Annotated in this window: 15 protein-coding genes; 11 read left to right on the top strand and 4 right to left on the bottom strand. The window is 48.9% G+C overall.

Going from position 1 to position 16,368, the window contains the following annotated elements; genetic code table 11:
• Positions 1 to 29 precede the first annotated feature (29 nt).
• The 3 genes from smpB to tsaD all read right to left on the bottom strand — a co-directional run bounded on the left by smpB (position 30) and on the right by tsaD (position 2,017).
• The gene (smpB, locus tag OO017_RS16560) at positions 30 to 497 is read right to left on the bottom strand and encodes an SsrA-binding protein SmpB (protein WP_266053811.1); all 468 of its coding nucleotides are present in this window, start codon (positions 495 to 497) and stop codon (positions 30 to 32) included.
• Positions 498 to 884 (bottom strand): thioesterase family protein, encoded by a 387-nt coding sequence (locus tag OO017_RS16555; protein ID WP_266053810.1) that lies wholly within the window; start codon positions 882 to 884, stop codon positions 498 to 500. It lies immediately after the preceding gene.
• Positions 885 to 1,009: 125 nt separating this feature from the next.
• Complete coding sequence (gene tsaD / locus OO017_RS16550; RefSeq protein WP_266053809.1) at positions 1,010 to 2,017, bottom strand: tRNA (adenosine(37)-N6)-threonylcarbamoyltransferase complex transferase subunit TsaD; 1,008 nt, start codon at positions 2,015 to 2,017, stop codon at positions 1,010 to 1,012.
• 2 nt (positions 2,018 to 2,019) lie between these two features.
• On the opposite strand from tsaD, the gene OO017_RS16545 reads away from it, so the two are divergent.
• From OO017_RS16545 to OO017_RS16505, 9 genes are all read left to right on the top strand, one after another.
• A complete protein-coding gene (locus OO017_RS16545) occupies positions 2,020 to 6,561 on the top strand; it encodes a translocation/assembly module TamB domain-containing protein (protein WP_439651320.1) in 4,542 nt (1,513 codons plus the stop codon).
• An 89-nt stretch (positions 6,562 to 6,650) separates the two neighbouring features.
• Positions 6,651 to 7,547 (top strand): cell division protein FtsX, encoded by an 897-nt coding sequence (locus OO017_RS16540; protein ID WP_266053807.1) that lies wholly within the window; start codon positions 6,651 to 6,653, stop codon positions 7,545 to 7,547.
• 4 nt (positions 7,548 to 7,551) lie between these two features.
• On the top strand, positions 7,552 to 7,770 hold the full coding sequence (locus OO017_RS16535) for a DUF3098 domain-containing protein (RefSeq protein ID WP_266053806.1): 219 nt from the start codon (positions 7,552 to 7,554) through the stop codon (positions 7,768 to 7,770).
• Positions 7,771 to 8,604, top strand: coding sequence for an undecaprenyl-diphosphate phosphatase (locus OO017_RS16530; RefSeq protein WP_266053805.1), 834 nt, complete (start codon positions 7,771 to 7,773; stop codon positions 8,602 to 8,604). It begins immediately after the preceding gene.
• A 2-nt stretch (positions 8,605 to 8,606) separates the two neighbouring features.
• The gene (truB, locus tag OO017_RS16525) at positions 8,607 to 9,305 is read left to right on the top strand and encodes a tRNA pseudouridine(55) synthase TruB (protein ID WP_266053804.1); all 699 of its coding nucleotides are present in this window, start codon (positions 8,607 to 8,609) and stop codon (positions 9,303 to 9,305) included.
• The gene (locus OO017_RS16520) at positions 9,289 to 10,239 is read left to right on the top strand and encodes a bifunctional riboflavin kinase/FAD synthetase (protein WP_266053803.1); all 951 of its coding nucleotides are present in this window, start codon (positions 9,289 to 9,291) and stop codon (positions 10,237 to 10,239) included. Before truB ends, OO017_RS16520 begins: the two co-directional genes overlap by 17 nt.
• A 237-nt stretch (positions 10,240 to 10,476) precedes the next feature.
• Positions 10,477 to 11,175 (top strand): CoA transferase subunit A, encoded by a 699-nt coding sequence (locus OO017_RS16515; RefSeq protein WP_266053802.1) that lies wholly within the window; start codon positions 10,477 to 10,479, stop codon positions 11,173 to 11,175.
• A gap of 10 nt (positions 11,176 to 11,185) precedes the next feature.
• Positions 11,186 to 11,842 (top strand): 3-oxoacid CoA-transferase subunit B, encoded by a 657-nt coding sequence (locus OO017_RS16510; protein ID WP_304608523.1) that lies wholly within the window; start codon positions 11,186 to 11,188, stop codon positions 11,840 to 11,842.
• A 167-nt stretch (positions 11,843 to 12,009) separates the two neighbouring features.
• Positions 12,010 to 13,560 carry a bifunctional GNAT family N-acetyltransferase/carbon-nitrogen hydrolase family protein gene (locus tag OO017_RS16505; protein ID WP_266053800.1) on the top strand — a complete coding sequence of 517 codons (1,551 nt, stop codon included), beginning with the start codon at positions 12,010 to 12,012 and terminating at the stop codon, positions 13,558 to 13,560.
• A 63-nt stretch (positions 13,561 to 13,623) separates the two neighbouring features.
• On the opposite strand, the gene OO017_RS16500 is transcribed toward OO017_RS16505, so the two are convergent.
• Positions 13,624 to 14,502: a YveK family protein gene (locus tag OO017_RS16500; protein WP_266053799.1), complete on the bottom strand. Its 879-nt coding sequence runs from the start codon at positions 14,500 to 14,502 to the stop codon at positions 13,624 to 13,626.
• Between the two features lie 114 nt (positions 14,503 to 14,616).
• Here OO017_RS16500 and OO017_RS16495 point away from each other — a divergent pair, with 114 nt between their 5' ends.
• Both OO017_RS16495 and OO017_RS16490 read left to right on the top strand, forming a co-directional pair.
• Complete coding sequence (locus tag OO017_RS16495) at positions 14,617 to 15,795, top strand: DegT/DnrJ/EryC1/StrS family aminotransferase (protein ID WP_266053798.1); 1,179 nt, start codon at positions 14,617 to 14,619, stop codon at positions 15,793 to 15,795.
• Positions 15,795 to 16,364 carry an acyltransferase gene (locus OO017_RS16490; protein ID WP_266053797.1) on the top strand — a complete coding sequence of 190 codons (570 nt, stop codon included), beginning with the start codon at positions 15,795 to 15,797 and terminating at the stop codon, positions 16,362 to 16,364. The genes OO017_RS16495 and OO017_RS16490 overlap by 1 nt, the downstream gene beginning before the upstream one ends.
• The last annotated feature ends 4 nt before the right edge of the window (positions 16,365 to 16,368 follow it).

Raw genomic sequence — 16,368 nt, 5'->3', positions numbered from 1 at the left:
TCATTCATCATTACTAATTATTCAATCTACTAATATCCGCTACGCTGCATTTCACGCTTCACGTCTTTTTCTTTTATGTCTTGGCGCTTGTCGTACAGCTTCTTACCTCTTGCCAGCGCAATCTCTACTTTAGCAAAGCCACGGTCATTCACGAAAATGCGTGTCGGGATAATGGTAACTCCCTGCTCCTCCGCTCCTTTTTCCAGTTTGCGCAGTTCGCTCTTGTTCAGCAGCAACTTGCGGGCGCGCATGGGCTCGTGGTTATAGTGGGTACCCTCGGTGTAGGTAGAGATGTGCACGTTATGCAGCCACAGTTCGCCGCGAGTAAACACGCAGTAACCATCCTGCATATTCACCTTGCCCTCCCGTATCGACTTAATCTCTGTACCCATCAGCATTACGCCGGAGGTATATTTATCCAGAAACTGGTACTCGAAGGATGCTTTGCGGTTAACGATGTTAACGTGCTTCTTAATTCTATCTTTATCTTTCGCCATTTATACTTTCTTCGGCGCCAAAATTTTCGCCAGTTTTTCTTTTTTCAAAATTTTCTGCCCGGTTTCTCCATCTGCCACCAATCTGTCGCCCACCTTTGCCGTATAGCTGCAAATTACCTCATTACCTTCATACTTTTTGAGTGTGGCTTCAATCGTAACATCTTCCCCCTCAAAAACAGGTGATTTATGATTGATTGTTAAAAAGGTACCTATCCCCTCCTCATCTTCTGCTTTGAGTTCCAGCACAAACAAACGCCCAGCCCACTCCGCCGCCTGCGCCAGCGAAAAGGTAGAGCACACGGCATGCACCAGGCCATCATCGAAACGGGCAAAGTCTGCTGCCGTTACGTGCTTTACATAGGTACGGGTGTCGCCGGGTTTTATCATCTTATTCGTTACTGCTTATTCGTAGCTAAAATCAGGATTAAAGGATTAGCAGGATGGTCATTTTCAATGCCACTACATCTCACATCACTTACTTTCGTTTTAGCCGTTCATCAAATAACGAAGAACTAAAACTTCAGCCTTGGCTCCGGGCTTACGTACTGCGTGGTAAAATCCCCTTTAAGGTATTGGTAATGAGCCGCAGAGGCAATCATGGCTGCATTATCGGTGCAATACTGAAAGGCAGGGATATACACATTCCAGTTATGCTTCTGCGCGTACTCCTGCAGTGTTTTACGCAGCCCGGAGTTTGCCGACACTCCGCCCGCTATGGCAATTTCAGAAATACCCAGATCTTTGGAGGCCTGTTTCAGCTTCTTCAGCAAGGTCTTGATCAGAGTTTTCTGCACGCTGGCCGAAATATCTGCCAGGTTCTCCTGCACAAAATCAGGGTTCTCTTTCGTTTTATCTCTGAGGAAGTATAAAACCGAGGTTTTGATTCCGCTGAACGAGTAGTTGTACTCCGGCATATTGCCCACCGGAAACTCAAACGCATCGGGGTTGCCCTGCGCGGCCATCTTGTCCAGCATCGGTCCGCCCGGGTATGGCAGGCCCAGCATTTTAGCTGTCTTGTCGAAGGCCTCGCCCACGGCATCGTCGGTCGTTTGCCCGATGATCTCCATATCCAGGTAATCTTTTACGAGTACGATCTGGGTATGGCCACCGCTCACGGTTAAACAGAGGAACGGGAATTTCGGTTTGGGATCCTCAATAAAGTGGGCCAGAATGTGCGCCTGCATATGGTTTACCTCAATTAAAGGTATACCTAGACCAAGCGCAAAAGACTTGGCAAAAGAGCAGCCCACAAGCAGTGCCCCTAAAAGACCGGGGCCGCGTGTGAAGGCAACTGCATTTAACTCACTTTTTGCTACATTTGCCGTAAGCAAGGCCTGAGCTACCACCGGTATTATATTCTGCTGATGGGCTCTGGAAGCCAGCTCAGGTACCACACCGCCATACTGCTCGTGCACGGCTTGTGTGTTTACGATGTTAGACAATACCTTGCCCCCACGGATTACCGCGGCGGAGGTCTCGTCGCAAGAAGATTCTATCGCTAAGATTGTAGGTTCGGTCATCTTTGGAAAAAGAACAGTCAACAAATTACTTCAAAGTTATAGGAAAAGCTATTCTAAAAATAGTTTTGGGGCTGTTCCTGTTCCTTTTACTGCTTTTTGCGGCTGTTTTTGTCGCCATTCGGTTTCCGGGGGTGCAAACAAGAGTGGCACAGGAAGTGGCTGCGTACCTTTCTGATGCCACCAAACACGAAGTAAGCGTGGGCCAGGTGGACATTGAGTTTTTCACTGGGGTGGTTCTGGAGCAGCTGCAGGTAAAGGATAACCGCCAGCAGGAGCTCTTCTACGTGGGCCGTGCCAAGGCTGGCATTGACGCTTTCTCCATCTTTTCCCCGAACAACCTAAGTATTAGCACCCTCGAGCTGCAGGAGCCGCGGGCAAACCTCGTCAAGTATGAGGGCAGCGACAGCCTGAACCTGACTTCCTTCATCAGCGCCATGCAGGAGCTATTCGTGAAAGACACCACGAAAGTATCCAAACCCTTCAATTTTGAGTTGGGCGAGCTCATTATCGAGAATGGTAAATTCACCTACGACGATTTTAACTACCCGCGCACCGAGTACGGCATGGACTACCGCCACCTGGCCATCAGCAACCTTAGCGGAAAATTTGATGAGCTGCAGCTGGAAGATACCCTGAAAGTAACCGTGACCGACCTGCAGGCGATTGAGACAAACTCCGATACCCGCCTCCACAACCTGGACACGCGCATGACCTATGCCGCCACCTTCTGGGACTGGGAGGAACTGGACCTGCAGCTAAACAAAAGCAACCTGCAGAACCACGTTCGCTTCGACTACAGTACCTTTGGCAACTTTGCAGAGTTCATGGATAGTGTTACCATGACGGCCAGCCTGCAGGACAGCAAAGTATACTCTCAGGACATTGCCGTATTTGCCCCACAGCTACGGGACTATTACGAGAACCTGCAGGTAAACTCACTGAACCTGAAGGGGCTGGTGAAAAATTTCTCCGCTACGGAGGTAGACCTGGAGTATGGCCGTAACACGCACATTGTAGGAAGTATAAATGCCGACGGCCTGCCAAACTTTAAAGAAACCTTTGCTAACCTGCGCCTGAAGCCCTCCACGATCAATGCCAACGATCTGAAGCAGTTTCTGCCGCAGGAGGCTTACCAGATGGCCGTCCGGCTGGGAACGGTACGGCTGGAGGGGCGATTCCTGGGATTCTACAACGACTTTGTGGCCAACGGGGAATTCGGCACGGCTTTGGGCAACCTGCGCTCCGATATTAACCTGAAGATAGACGATGACACCCGCACCTCCTCCTACAGCGGCTTTGTAACCACCAATGGCTTTAATCTTGGTCGCCTGCTCGATGCGGAGGAGCAGATTCGCACCATATCGCTGAGCGGCCGCCTGCAAGGCTCTGGATTTACGCTGCCAACCGCTAATGTTAAAGCGAACGTGGATATTAGGCAGGTGCAGCTACTTGGCTATAACTATCAGAATATAAAGGCGGATGGTGTTCTACGGAAGCAGGTATTCACCGGTGACGTTTCCATTAATGACCCTAATTTGATCTTTACGGCCAGCGGGGAGGTAAACCTGGCCGAGCAGCGAAAAGCCTTTAACATGGTGGCCGACCTGCAGCGCATCGACTTCCAGGCGCTGAACCTGACGAAGGAGCCCCTGCTACTGAGCGCAAATGCCAACCTTAACTTTAAAGGCCTGCGCCTGGATGATTTTGAAGGAACGGCCCGCTTCGACAGTGCTTTCGTGAGCTATCGGGGCAATAGCCTATCTCTCGATTCAGTGTTGGTATCCTCCGAAATTGCTGCCGGGCAACGCACCCTGGACCTGCTCTCAAGCCTGCTGGACCTGCACGTGGAGGGCAACTTTAATTATACTACCCTGATTGCTGACCTGAAGGCGCTGGTGCAGGAGTATAAACTTAACTTTGAAAGCAACCCGGTGGCCACAGCGGCATATTATAACCGAAAGCCTAAAGGTTTGGCCAATGAGTATGCCGTCAACTACAACCTTAACCTGAAGCAGCCTAACCCTATCCTGGAACTGTTCGTGCCAGAGCTCGTCATTTCCGACAGTTCCCAAGTAGAAGGCTCATTCCGCCACGATGCCACCGCTATATTGGAGCTATATGCCACCATTGACACTATATTATATGATGGGTATACTTTGTATGGTAACAATATAGAGCTGAACACGTCGAAAATGCTCAACAACCCGGACGTGTTGGCAGCAGCCCTGTTCACCTCCCGTGAGCAGGTATTGCCCGGTGCCGGCCTAACTCAGGATTTCTTTCTGGAAGGCATTTGGAGCGAGCGTACCATACAGTTTGCCACCAGCCTCAAGCAACCGCAGCAAAATAACCGCGCCCTTATTACGGGTGATCTTAACTTCCTGCAGAATCAGATTCAAATCGTCTTCGACGAGTCTGACATAACGCTGCAACAGAACGTCTGGGCCTTTGTACCGGGAAATACGCTCTATATTAGCGAGGCTGGCAAGCGCCTGGTGTTCGAAAACTTTGCCCTGACGAACCAAAACCAGGTGATTCGAGCCGAAGGCACCGTATCGGGAGACCCGGACAGCCGCCTGGTGCTGAACGTGGAGAACTTCAAGCTAAACAACCTGAACCCGCTCCTGTCAATGAAAATTGCTGGCGAGGTAACCGCAGAACTAACGGCACAAGACCTCTACGATCAGGCGAAGATAAACGCGGCCATGCAGGTAGACTCTTTTTACCTGGATGATGTTTTTATCGGAAACGTGGTGGGCAGCACCGACTGGACCAAGGCAAACCAACGGGCCACGGTGGACCTTGGCATCCAAAGGAACGAGAAGAAGGTTCTTGCGCTCACCGGCTTCTATAACCCGATGGCAGAGGAAGACCAACTGGATTTGCTGGCCGTGTTGGATCAGGCTAATATGAAACTGGTGGAGCCCGTGCTTCGTGGCCTCTTCTCTAACCTGGAAGGCGACATGGAGGGCCGCATACGCGTACTGGGCAACCTTGATTATCCCGTTCTGAAAGGCTCCGTGATGGTAACCGGTGGCCAGTTCACCTTCGATTACCTGAACACCACCTACCGCTTCTCGGACCGTATCTACTTCGGCCCGAACAGTATCAATTTCCGAAACGCGCAGTTGCAGGACTTGTTCGGTAACAGAGCCACGGTATCGGGTGGTATCGCCCACGATGGTTTCCAGAACATGGTCATCGATATGGAGGCGCGTTACCGGAATTTCATGGTACTAAACACTACGGAGGCGCAAAACGAGCTCTTCTATGGAACGGCATTCGCCACCGGAACCGCCAGTGTACTGGGCCCAACCGAGAACCTACAGGTAAAAGTGGATGCCCGCAGCGAAGAAAATACACGCATCGTATTGCCGCTCGATTACCAAACGGAGGTATCGCGCAAAGACTTTATCCGGTTTGTGAATAACAACCCAGAGGTAGCCACAGGTATAGAGGTAGAGGCTGAGAGCCGCAGTGTTGACCTATCCGGCATTAACCTGGACTTTAACCTGGATGTAACAGATGATGCCTACTTCGAGATCATCATCGACCGCACCACCGGCGACGTGATCCGGGGCTCCGGTAACGGTGATATCCAGATGACAATTGATACGCGCGGCGACTTTAAAATGTATGGCACCTTCGAGATTTTAGAGGGCGCCTATAACCTGAACCTGCTGGAAGGCCTCGTAACCCGTGAGTTTAAGGTTGTGCCCGGCGGCACCATCACCTGGAACGGAGACCCTACTGCCGGCGTAATGAACATTACCGCCAACTATACCCAGATGGCTTCTTTCAATGACCTTGCACCAGGCGATGATATTGGAGGGCGATACCCCGTTGTAGCGGTTATCGAACTAAATGGACCACTCCTTACTCCTCAAATACAGCTCGGATTAAACTTTGATCAACTGCCGCAGGAGGTGCAGACACGCTTCTACTCCGTCATCAACTCCATTAAGAGCGATGAAAGCGAGTTGAACCGCCAGGTGTTCAGCCTTCTGGTGCTGCAGCGCCTCTCGCCGCAGGGCACGCTGGCCTTCGACAGCGGCATAGGGGCCAGTGCGGTGGGCGGCAGTTTGGGCAGTTTGCTCTCCAGCCAACTCAACAACTTCTTCAACAGCATAGACAGCAACCTAGAGGTAGACATCGGCTTGGGTAACATTGGTCAGGATGCACTATCCGCGCTGCAGGTTCGCCTGAGTTACACTTTCTTCCAGGGCCGCCTGCGCGTAACCAGCGAGACGGGATTTGGCGGCACTCGTGATGATGTGGGCACAGATGGCTACGTGGGCAACTGGCTGCTGGACTACTATATCTCGCAAACGGGGGAGTTGCGCGCGCGACTCGAGTATAACTCCATCCCAAACATATACACACGCCGCATTACCCAGAGCCAAAGTATAAGTTTGCTGCACACCAAGCGTTTTGATAACCTGCGGGAGCTTTTCAGCAGCGAGAAACGCGCCCGCCGCCAGCAGCGCCTGGAGATGGAGCGAGATCGCATTATACTTGACTCTGACCCCCGACTGGAGTTATAAAGTATAGACAGGCCTTTTTTAACTGCTTTGGGTGTGGCGCCTGCGCTTTTGTGAAATATATTTCTAATTTTGTGAGGAAGGCAACAGCTATGGCAACGAAAGTAAAACACATTAAGAAGAAAAAACTAGGCAATTACCCGCACCTGATGGTGGTGTTCAGCATCACGCTGGCGCTGTTCGTTATCGGAGTATTCGGGCTGCTGCTTATCCACGCCGAAAAGCTCTCGGACAAGGTAAAGGAAAGTATAGAAATGCAGGTTTACCTGGACCGAAACCTGACCGAGGTACAGCTCGTGCGACTGCAGAAAACCTTTGCCGCAAAAGAATACATCGCTTACCAGAATGACACTGCCCAGGTACGATTTGTTTCTAAAGAGGAAGGCGCCAAGGCTTTCTTGGATGAAACGGGGGAGGATTTCATGGCGTTTCTGGGGGACAACCCCTTGCGCGATGCCTATGTACTGCGAATCGATGCCGACAACTCCAGTGCAGCCATGCTGAAAAGTATAAAAGTAGACCTGGAGGACACAGACGGCGTGTATGAGGTACAGTATGTGGCTAACCTTATCGAATCTATCAACCAGAATATTCAGAAGATTAGTATCATACTTATTGGCTTTGCCGCCATACTTGTACTGGTTGTGATCATCCTGATAAACAATACGATTAAACTGGCACTTTACTCACAGCGCTTCCTGATCAGGAGCATGCAACTGGTAGGCGCCACGTCATTCTTTATACAGCGCCCGTTCCTGAACCGAGCCGCCTGGCAGGGTATTGCGAGTGGTGTGTTGGCCTCTGCCCTGCTCTTCGGCCTGATGCAGTATGCCTATAACGAGATTTCGGAGCTGCAGCTGCTGCGCAACGACGAGCAGACCTACATATTAATGGGCGCTTTGGTGGTGCTTGGGCTTATAATCGGTTTTATGAGCTCTTACCGCGCCGTGCGCAAATACCTGAGCATGTCTCTAGACGAACTATACTAACACCATGGAGGAAAAAAAAGACAACCTTGCCTTTGGCAAAAAGAATTACGTGCTGATGCTCGCCGGAATTGCGGTACTGGCGCTTGGCTTCTTTATCATGACGCTGGACACAGAACCTTACGGCCTCGGGTTTCTGGGCATAACGCTAGGCCCGCTGGTGGTGCTGGCTGGCTTCGCAATAGAATTTTTCGCCATCATGGCAAAGGATAAAACACAAAAATAAATGAGTATTTGGCAGGCTATTATTTTAGCCATTGTTGAAGGATTAACCGAGTTCTTGCCTGTTTCCTCTACCGGGCACATGATCATCGCCTCTAGCCTGATGGGCATAAACGAACTCCCGATCACTAAAATTTTTGAGGTAAACATACAATTTGGAGCTATCCTATCGGTGGTGGTGCTATACTGGCGCCGCTTCTTGCAGAGCTTCGACTTTTATAAAAAGCTCATCCTGGCCTTTTTACCCGCTGCCGTTATAGGTTTTGCCCTGAACGATATCATAGATGCCATGCTGGAGAGCGTGTTCATCACGGCCATTATGCTGGTAGTTGGCGGTGTGGTACTGCTGTACGTAGACAACTGGTTCCGCCATGCGGATAAGGAGGAAGTAAACTATAAGAATGCGCTGGTGATCGGCTTTTTCCAGTGTATCGCCATGATTCCGGGTGTGTCGCGCTCTGCTGCCTCCATTATTGGCGGTATGTCGCAGGGGGTTAGCCGCAAAACTGCTGCCGAGTTCTCCTTCTTCCTGGCAGTACCTACCATGCTGGCCGCCGCTTCCTACAAGCTTATCACAGACCTGCTGCAGCTGGAGCTGTCAGACCTTATCAGGTTTGATCTCGTAAAAATTCAGAACAGCTTCGAGGTAATTCACCCTGATGACCTGCAGTTGCTGCTTATAGGCAATGTAGTGGCCTTTTTCGTGGCCATGGCGGCTATCAGCTTCTTCATCAGTTTCCTCACAAAGTATGGCTTTAAGCTGTTTGGCTATTACCGAATTGCGCTGGGCGTGGTGCTGCTGGCACTTTTGGCCATGGGCGTTGATTTAAAAGTATAACTATGCAATACGATTTTGCCGCAGGCGAAATACTCCTGATAAACAAACCCCTCGACTGGACCTCTTTCGATGTGGTAAAGAAAGTACGCAATACGATACGTGTAAAGAAAGTTGGTCATGCCGGCACCTTAGACCCACTTGCAACCGGGCTGCTTATACTTTGCACGGGCAAGTTTACCAAACGCATCGATGAGATTCAGGGTCAGGAAAAGGAATACACCGGCATCATTCGCCTGGGCGAAACCACTCCCTCCTACGATCGTGAGACTGAGGTAACTGAGACCCGCGACATCAGCCACCTGACAGCGGAAGCCATTAAATCCGCCGCACAAAGTTTTGTGGGGACCATAGAGCAGATCCCCCCCATTTACTCTGCCGTGCAGGTAGATGGCAAGCGCGCCTACGATCTTGCCCGCAAAGGGAAGGAAGTAGAGCTAAAGTCACGCACCGTTACCATTGATGCCTTTGACATTACAAGTATAAATGGCGCAGAGGTAGCATTCAGGGTGGTGTGCAGCAAGGGTACCTATATCCGAAGCCTGGCACACGACCTGGGACAGAAACTGGGCGTGGGGGCACACTTATCCAAACTGGAGCGCACCCGCATAGGCGCGTACAAACTGGAGGATGCCCTCACGATTGAAGATATCATTGCAATCAGAAAAAAGCAGCTGGAGGAAGCGGATGAAAGTAATTCGTGATATAGAAGACTTTCCGCAACTGAGTCATGCCGTGGTTACCAGTGGTACTTTTGATGGCGTACACATCGGCCACCAGAAAATTCTGCGCCGCGTAATAGAGCGTGCCCGCCAGAGCAATGGCCAGAGCGTTGTTATTACTTACTGGCCACACCCACGCCTCGTGCTATTCCCCGAGGATAACGAACTGAAGCTTCTTTCTACCATTGAAGAACGTATTGAGCAGCTGCAAACCTTCGGTATCGATTACCTGCTGATCATCCCTTTCACAAAAGAGTTTTCACGTACTTCGTCCCGTAATTTTATTACCGACATACTGGTTAGGGCCATCAACACAAAAGTACTTGTGATTGGCTACGACCACCGGTTTGGGAAGAACCGAGAAGGTAGTTTTGAGCACCTTAAAGCCCGCTCAGCGCAGTATGGTTTTGAGGTGGAAGAGATTCCCCGCCAGGATGTGGATGACGTAGGCGTCAGCTCCACTAAGATCAGGCGCGCCCTGGAGAGCGGTGACATTGAAACTGCCAACAACTACCTGGGCCGGCCTTATAGTATGACCTCTCTGGTTGAGGAAGGTAATAAACTCGGCCGCACGATCGGCTTCCCTACAGCAAATATGGCGCTCCCCCCTGCCCACAAGCTAATACCAGGCAATGGGGTGTATGCTGTTTGGGGTATGGTGGGTAACAAGCGCTATCCCGCTATGATGAATATTGGGGTACGCCCAACTGTAGACGGGAAACTGCTAACGCTGGAGGTACATCTCATCGATTTCAGCGGTGACCTCTACAGCAAAGAACTTACCGTGCATTTTGTGGAGCAGCTGCGTAAAGAGCGTAAGTTTGAGAACCTGGAGGCACTGAAAACGCAGCTGGGAAAAGATAAAGAGCAAGCGCAGGAAGTACTGCTGTCACACGATACAGCCACTTCAATTTAAGCATTCCCATACTTAAAACGCCAGCCTACTACAAAGGCTGGCGTTTTAAGTTACAGCGGTTTGATCCTTCGCCAAAGTATAGCTGGTTTGAATTCGCCTAACCTTTCCCCTATTTCACCCGAAAAAGGGATAGCCATACTTTTATATGCTTATTATTATATCTAAATTACCTACCATCACAAACCCGCTGGTGAGGTAAAACAGTATCAGCAAATAAACACTACCAAATACACCACTATGATAAATAAAACTGTAAAAAACGCTCAGGAAGCCCTGCAGGGTGTTCAGGATGGCATGACCCTGATGCTGGGAGGCTTCGGACTTTGCGGCATACCTGAAAACGCTATACAGGAGTTGCTGCACCTGGGTGTAAAAGACCTGACCTGCATCTCCAACAACGCCGGTGTTGATGATTTTGGCATTGGCCTGCTGCTGCAAAAGCACCAGGTCAGAAAAATGATCTCAAGCTATGTGGGTGAAAACGCGGAGTTTGAGCGCCAGCTGCTTAGCGGTGAGCTGGAAGTAGAGCTGATTCCGCAGGGTACCTTGGCGGAGCGGATTCGTGCCGGCGGCGCAGGCATCCCGGCCTTCTTTACCCCTGCCGGCTACGGAACCGAGGTAGGCGAAGGCAAGGAGAGCCGTGAGTTCAACGGAAAAATGTACCTGATGGAGGAATGGCTGAAAGCTGATTTCTCTTTCGTGAAAGCTTGGAAAGGTGATACCGCCGGCAACCTGATATACAAAGGTACGGCCAGAAACTTTAACCCGATGATGGCTGCCGCCGGTAAGATAACCGTTGCCGAGGTGGAGGAACTGGTACCAGCCGGCGAGCTTGACCCGAACATGATCCACACGCCTGGCATCTACGTGCAGCGCATTTTCCAGGGCGAGAAGTATGAAAAGCGCATCGAACAGCGTACAGTAACCAATGCTTAATTCAGACATCATGGCTTTAGATAAGAATCAAATAGCAAAACGCATTTCTAAGGAAGTAAAAAACGGCATGTATGTGAACCTGGGTATTGGCATACCTACACTGGTGGCAAATTATATTCCCAAGGGTGTTGAGGTCGTGCTGCAATCAGAGAACGGCCTCCTGGGCATGGGCCCCTTCCCTACCGAAGATTGGGTAGACGCTGACCTAATTAACGCCGGTAAGCAAACCATCACCACGCTTCCGGGCTCCTCCATCTTCAGTTCTGCCGAGAGCTTTGGCATGATTCGGGGAGAGCACGTAGACCTGACTATACTTGGGGCTATGGAGGTATCCGAGAAAGGCGACATTGCCAACTGGAAAATTCCGGGCAAAATGGTGAAAGGCATGGGCGGCGCCATGGACCTGGTAGCCTCCGCTAAAAACATTATTGTAGCCATGCAGCACACCGCACGCGACGGCTCCTCCAAACTCCTGGAAAAGTGTACGCTGCCCATAACGGGACTTCAATGCGTTAAAAAGATTGTAACCGACTTGGCTGTGCTAGAGGTTGTAGAAGGCGGTTTTAAGCTTTTAGAACGCGCACCGGGTGTTTCGGTAGAAGAAATAAAGGAAGCCACCGCCGGTAAGCTGATCGTGGAGGGCTACGTGCCGGAGATACAAGTATAAAGTATACTTTAAGAGAAACTGTACCGGGAAGCGCAGCTGCAAACTGCGCTTCTTTTCTTTAATTTTGCATAGGAGCGTTGCACTATCCGGTGCTGCATGTATATTATATCAAAAGTATAGCGTGCCTACGTATATAGAGCTACAAGTATAAATATTACCAACACATAATGAGTGAACGAGAAGAAACCAGTTTTGAACATAGACTGCTGCTGCGCCAGCTGGAACTGAAGGATTACAAGGAGGTAAAGGAGATCATGGAGATCGTGTACTCCAGCATCGATGGCGCCTGGACCCGCAAGGAGTTCTCTAACCTGCTCAAGAAGTTTCCGGAAGGCCAGATCTGTATTGAAGACAATGGTAAAGTGGTAGCTGCTGCACTGAGTCTAGTCATAGACTATGACGAGTATGGCGACAAGCATACGTACGACCAGATTATTGACAAGGGCTCTTTTAAAACACACGACCCAGAAGGTGACACCCTTTATGGAATTGACGTTTTTGTGCATCCTGAGTACCGCAATTTGCGCCTTGGCAGGCGCTTGTATGATGCCCGTAAGGAGATTTGCGAGAAGTTAAACCTGCGCGGCATTATTGCCGGCGGACGTATTCCGGGTTACAAAGACTATGCTAACAAGCTCACGCCTGCCAAGTATATTGAAATGGTGCGCAACAAAGAGCTCTCAGACCCGGTGCTTTCCTTTCAGCTGAGTAATGGCTTCCACGTGCGCCGCATCCTGAAAGGTTACCTGCCGGACGATACGGACTCCAAGGCTTACGCTACCCTGCTTGAGTGGATCAATGTATACTTTGAGGAGAAAGAAAAACTGATCGGCGGCAAGAAAACGGTAGTGCGTATAGGCATTGTGCAGTGGCAGATGCGCGCTATCAAAGACATAGACGATTTTATGCAGCAGGTAGAGTTCTTTGTGGACACCGTTAGCTCCTATAAATCGGATATCGTGATGTTCCCGGAGTTCTTCAACGCACCGCTGATGGCCCTCACAAATGAGGAGTCTCCTTCCGAGGCGATTAGAAGTATGGCTGAATACACCGAGGAGATTCGGGAGCGTATGGTGCAACTGGCACTGTCCTACAACATTAACATTATTGCAGGTAGTATGCCGGAGTATTATGACAACAAGCTCTACAACGTAAGCTACCTCTGCCGCCGCGACGGTACCTACGATGCGCAGTACAAGCTACACGTAACGCCGGATGAGTCGCATTACTGGGGTATGCGCGGAGGCCACAAACTCAAGATATTTGATACCGATATAGGTAAGATCGGCATTCTGATCTGCTATGACGTGGAGTTTCCGGAACTGGCGCGTATGCTCTCCGACATGGACATGAAGATACTTTTCGTGCCTTTCTGGACCGACACAAAGAATGCTTACTTACGTGTCCGCCTTTGCTCCCAGGCACGAGCTATCGAGAATGAGTGCTATGTGGCTATTACAGGTAGCGTGGGCAACCTGCCAAGGGTAGAGAATATGGACATCCAGTACTCCCAGTCCGCTGTCTTCTCCCCTTCTGACTTCGCCTTCCCGCACGACGCTGTGATTGCCGAGGCCACACCCAACACCGAGATGACCCTGATCGCGGACTTGGACCTGGACCTGCTGAAGGACTTGAATACCGCCGGTAGTGTTAGAAACCTAAAAGACCGTCGTAAGGACCTTTACAACCTGAGCTGGGTTACCAGGAAAGATGAGTAAATTATAAAAAAAGCCGCTGCTATTCTTCTAGCAGCGGCTTTTTAATAAAAATAGCTATACTTATTAGGCTAGCTTTCTTCTTTTCTTGCTATCTAAGCTTAATGCTACAATAACGCCAATAATGAATGCACTAAATGCGCTTATAGCAAGATAACGCTTTAAACTAGGTCCAGTAGGTAAAAGCTTGGGAATAAAACCTGTTACTATTTCAACATTATCCAGATTTTCAAGATCTGCCTCTAATTCAACCTGCTCCTTATAGAGTATAATGCTTTCCCTATACATATTTGTTGGGTCTATTGGTTGCCCATATACAAATCCATTCACAGGGCCTCTTGGATCACCTACGTTTGTTTTCATGCTGTCAATTGATGAAATCTCGCCCTTAAGCTTAGAGATCATACTTTCAACCTGTCGCTGCTTAATTCTTTTCTGCTTTGCGAAATACCTGTTATTTTCCAGATAATTAGTAAGCGCAGGCTCCATACTTTCAAACAGTTCCCTATTGTATAAGGTTAGCTCAATTCTGAAAGGTGAACCTGTTAGCACACTATCTTCTTCTATCCTATCCTGATCCAGGTTGGAGAACTTCATTTCCTTTATCTGCTGTGCTGAAGTCTCCGTTATTTCTAATCTTTCTGCTACGGCAACGTAGTTACCCTCACCAATCATAACTGACAGCTTATTAAGCTGGTCCTCGATAAACTCATTACGAATGTTGGCAAGCATCAACGTCATAGAGGAGGTATAGTATGGCTTGACTAATGAGTAAGCGAGATACCCCAATCCTAAACCAATGACAGTTATGCCTAACACCAATAGCTTGTACGAAAAGACAGTTTCAAACAGGTATTGGATTCTTTTCTTAATACTACTAAAGAATTGACTTATGTACCGAAATACCTCGGCTACATCAATCTCGTCTTTCTCAATCTGTTGCATGAATTTATTTCCTTGAGGTTAAAATGAAAGGCTCTGGAATGGAAGACAAATATAGTAGCTTCTTAAAAGAATGCATGCTGAATTTCGAAATTGGATGAATATTTTATTACTTTTATGCCATTAATAACAAACTTAATGAACATCAAAAATCCCAGCAAAATACAGATGGTTGATCTGTATAGTCAGTACTTATACCTGAAGGAAGATATAGATGCTGCAATTGCAGAAGTAATTGAGACTTCATCCTATATTAACGGACCAGCTGTTAATAAATTTGCCTCAGAATTAGCAGACTACAATGGCATAAAGCATGTTGTGCCATGTGCTAATGGCACTGATGCCTTACAACTCGCTATGATGGGTCTGGAGCTAAAGCCAGGTGACGAAGTGATAGTCCCTAGCTTTACCTATGTGGCAACAGCAGAAGTTATAGCTCTCTTAGGGCTAACACCCGTTTTCGTTGACGTAAACCCTGATACTTTTCTTATCGATCCGCAGTCTGTAAAAGAAGGTATAACAGCCCGAACAAAGGCTATTGTTCCGGTACACCTGTATGGTCAGTGTGCTGACATGGAAGCCATCATGGCTATTGCCAAGGCACATCATCTGTACGTCATAGAAGATACGGCTCAGGCTATCGGAGCAGATTATACCTTTAGCGACGGCACTAAAAAGAAGGCTGGAACAATTGGAACAATTGGTACAACCTCTTTCTTCCCCTCTAAAAATTTAGGATGCTACGGCGATGGCGGTGCACTCTTCATTCAGGATGAGACGCTAGCGCGTAAAATCCAAATGATTGCAAACCATGGACAACAGGTGAAGTACTACCACGATCTGGTTGGTGTTAACTCCAGACTCGATACCTTGCAGGCAGCCATTCTGAGGGTAAAATTAAAAGAACTGGACAACTATTGCAGTAAGAGAAACAGTACTGCAAACTTCTATGACAAGCACCTTGGCAACTTTGCTGCCTTAAGCTGTCCACAGCGTGTGGGCAACTCTTCTCACGTGTTTCATCAGTATACCATCAAATGTAACTCATTTAACAGAGATGAACTAAAGCAGTTCCTAGCTGAAAGAGGCATTCCATCTATGGTATACTACCCTGTACCGCTGCATTTGCAGAAAGCGTATCAAAGCTATGGCTATAAAGAAGGAGATTTCCCTGTCTCCGAGGAGCTTTCAACAGAAGTACTTTCTCTGCCCATTCACACGGAGCAGCACGAGGAGGAACTCAGGGTGATAACTGATACAATTAAAGAATTCCTTACAACTAATAACCTTGCCTAGTGAATTACTATAGCCATGAAACTGCCATCATAGATGAAGGCTGCACTATCGGAGCAGGTACTAAGATCTGGCACTTTTCTCACATCATGCCTAATTGTACAATAGGTGAGAATTGCAATATCGGACAAAATGTGGTTATTTCTCCTGATGTTGTACTCGGAAAGAATGTGAAGGTACAGAATAATGTCTCTATATATACAGGAGTCACCTGTGACGATGACGTGTTTTTAGGTCCTTCGATGGTCTTCACCAATGTAACAAATCCACGTAGCGCTATTAACCGCCGAGGCCAATATGCCAAAACGCATGTAGGTAAGGGGGCTTCTATCGGGGCAAACGCTACTATAGTATGTGGCCACGATATTGGGAACTATGCATTTATCGGAGCTGGTGCCGTGGTAACTAAAACGGTTCCGGCCTATGCCTTAGTAGTGGGTAACCCAGCCCGACAAATGGGTTGGATGAGCGAGTATGGCCATAAACTTGAGTTTGACGCAGATGGTTTCGCCACCTGCCCGGAAAGTGAGGAGCGATATCAGTTAAAGAACAAAGAAGTAACAAGATTATAACCAG

This window comes from Pontibacter anaerobius, assembly GCF_026241195.1.
GTDB lineage: Bacteria > Bacteroidota > Bacteroidia > Cytophagales > Hymenobacteraceae > Pontibacter > Pontibacter anaerobius.
This window is presented reverse-complemented; position numbering and strand designations above follow the sequence as displayed.

Coding starts and splice junctions, on each gene's coding strand:
- smpB (WP_266053811.1), bottom strand. CDS start 497: ATGGCGAAAGATAAAGATAGAATTAAGAAGCACGTTAACATCGTTAAC.
- OO017_RS16555 (WP_266053810.1), bottom strand. CDS start 884: ATGATAAAACCCGGCGACACCCGTACCTATGTAAAGCACGTAACGGCA.
- tsaD (WP_266053809.1), bottom strand. CDS start 2,017: ATGACCGAACCTACAATCTTAGCGATAGAATCTTCTTGCGACGAGACC.
- OO017_RS16540 (WP_266053807.1), top strand. CDS start 6,651: ATGGCAACGAAAGTAAAACACATTAAGAAGAAAAAACTAGGCAATTAC.
- OO017_RS16535 (WP_266053806.1), top strand. CDS start 7,552: ATGGAGGAAAAAAAAGACAACCTTGCCTTTGGCAAAAAGAATTACGTG.
- OO017_RS16530 (WP_266053805.1), top strand. CDS start 7,771: ATGAGTATTTGGCAGGCTATTATTTTAGCCATTGTTGAAGGATTAACC.
- truB (WP_266053804.1), top strand. CDS start 8,607: ATGCAATACGATTTTGCCGCAGGCGAAATACTCCTGATAAACAAACCC.
- OO017_RS16520 (WP_266053803.1), top strand. CDS start 9,289: ATGAAAGTAATTCGTGATATAGAAGACTTTCCGCAACTGAGTCATGCC.
- OO017_RS16515 (WP_266053802.1), top strand. CDS start 10,477: ATGATAAATAAAACTGTAAAAAACGCTCAGGAAGCCCTGCAGGGTGTT.
- OO017_RS16510 (WP_304608523.1), top strand. CDS start 11,186: ATGGCTTTAGATAAGAATCAAATAGCAAAACGCATTTCTAAGGAAGTA.
- OO017_RS16505 (WP_266053800.1), top strand. CDS start 12,010: ATGAGTGAACGAGAAGAAACCAGTTTTGAACATAGACTGCTGCTGCGC.
- OO017_RS16500 (WP_266053799.1), bottom strand. CDS start 14,502: ATGCAACAGATTGAGAAAGACGAGATTGATGTAGCCGAGGTATTTCGG.
- OO017_RS16495 (WP_266053798.1), top strand. CDS start 14,617: ATGCCATTAATAACAAACTTAATGAACATCAAAAATCCCAGCAAAATA.